The organism is Pseudomonas agronomica, from assembly GCF_025917275.1.
Classification (GTDB): Bacteria; Pseudomonadota; Gammaproteobacteria; order Pseudomonadales; family Pseudomonadaceae; genus Aquipseudomonas; species Aquipseudomonas agronomica.
Genome location: NZ_JAOSHO010000684.1, coordinates 1 through 2,141 on the forward strand (window position 1 = coordinate 1; position 2,141 = coordinate 2,141).

Genomic DNA, 2,141 nt, shown 5'->3' on the forward strand with positions numbered 1-2,141 from the left:
GCGAGCCTGCTCGCGAAGGGGCCACGGATGCCAGCACAAGCCACTGATATCAATCTTAATCTAAATTATTTTCATCCGCCCCTATCACTTTCCGAATTTCATCCGGCACACAGGCAATTGAGAAATATTTCCATTCAGGAGCCGCCGTATGTCCCGCCCGCTTGAGACCCTGTTGCGCCCCAGCCTGCTGGCCGTTGCCATTGCCCTTGCCGCCCCGTTGACCAGCGCCACGCTGCTGGCCGCCGAGCAGGCCTCAAGCTTGCGCGCCTACAACCTGCCCGCTGCGCCATTGGCCAGCACCCTGACCCAGATCGCCAGCCAGGCGGGCCTCGCCCTGAGCCTGGATCCGTCCCTGGCTTCCGGCAAGACGTCGGCGCCGGTCCAGGGTCAGTTCGACGCCACTGGCGCACTGCGCGAAGCCTTGCGGGGCACCGGTCTGCAATTGGAACGAAGCAGCGCCGGCACCTTCAGCCTGGTGGCCGCGCCTGAAGGCGTCATGGTCTTGCCGGAAACCAGCGTGATCGGCGCTGGTACCAGCGAAACGGCGTGGGGACCGACTGATGGCTACGTCGCCACTCGTACAGCGGCGGGTACCAAGACCGATACGCCAATCGTCGAACTTCCGCGCTCCGTTTCCGTGGTCACCCGCCAGCAGATGGAAGACCGTTCTGTCCTCAACCTCAACGACGCCTTGCGTTATACCGCCGGTGTGCAGAGCAGCGGCTACGGCTCGGACTCGCGCAACGACTGGTTGCTGGTTCGCGGTTTCATACCGACCCAGTTCCTTGATGGCCTGCCACTGCCCAGGGGCAATTACATCACGCCGAAAATCGAACCCTGGAACCTGGAGCGCATCGCCGTGCTGCGTGGCCCGGCCTCTTCGGTCTACGGCCAGACGCCCCCGGGCGGCATGCTGGACATGGTCAGCCGTCGCCCACAATCTGAAAGCAGCCATGAAGTCGAATTGCAGGCCGGCAGCTACGAGCACAAGCAGATCAACTTCGACAGCACCGGCAAGGTCGATGACGACGGCCAGTTCCTTTATCGACTCAGCGGCACCGTGCGCGACAGCAACGCCCAGGTCGATCACATCCCGGACAAGCGCTACAACCTCGCGCCGAGCCTGACCTGGAACATCAACGATGACACGCGCCTGACGCTCCTGTCGCAATACACCCGCGACGACACTGGCATCACCGGCCAATTCCTACCGCTGCAAGGCACCCGGCTCTCGTCGCCGGCGGGCAAGATTTCCCATCACAAGAACCTCGGCGACCCGGACTGGGAATTCTACGATCGTACTTATTACGCGTTGGGTTATGCCTTTGAAACTCGCCTGAACGACACCTGGCAGTTCCGCCAGAACCTGCGCTACACCAAGAGCGACCTGGAAACCCAAGGCATCTCCGCCGGCGGCCAATTCTGGCCAGACGGTCCTGACCAATCGGTGGACGCCGACGGCAATGTCAAGCGCAGCGCCAGCGTCATCAACGAAGACATCAGCCAGTTCGCCGTGGACAACAACTTCCAGGCCGACTTCCAGACCGGCCCCCTCAGCCATACCCTGCTACTGGGCCTGGATCACCAGCGCTCCAACAGCAATGCGCGCTGGGATTGGGGATCGACTGGCGTGCCGACCAGCAACATCCACAACCCGATCTATGGACAGGATTTCTCCAACGTCCAGTACTTCACCATGTATGACTATAACCAGAAGACCCACCAGACCGGCCTATACGTCCAGGACCAGATCGCCCTGGATAATTGGCGCCTGATCCTCGGCGGTCGTGAAGACTGGATTCACACCGGCACCGAATTCCACAACCTGAACAACGTCACCAACACCCAGCGCGACAAGAAATTCAGCGGCAACGCGGCGTTGAGCTACGTCTTCGATAACGGTGTGACGCCCTACATCTCCTTCGCCCAATCGTTCCAGGCGGCGGCAGGTTCAACCGTCAACAGCACCGATGCGTTCAAGCCGACCGAAGGCGAACAGTACGAGGCTGGTATCAAGTACCAACCACCCGGCACCAAGACGTTGCTGACCGCCGCGGTGTTCGACCTGACCCAGAAAAACAACTCCGTGACCGAAAACAACGTCACCCGCCAGGTGGGTGAAGTCCAGGTGCGTGGCCTGG

General features: G+C 61.2%; 1 protein-coding gene. It reads left to right on the plus strand.

The annotated features are described in order from the left end of the window. Positions 1 to 148: 148 nt before the first annotated feature. The coding region (locus OC610_RS26155) for a TonB-dependent siderophore receptor (protein WP_264431974.1) at positions 149 to 2,141 on the plus strand (1,993 nt) is incomplete at its 3' end.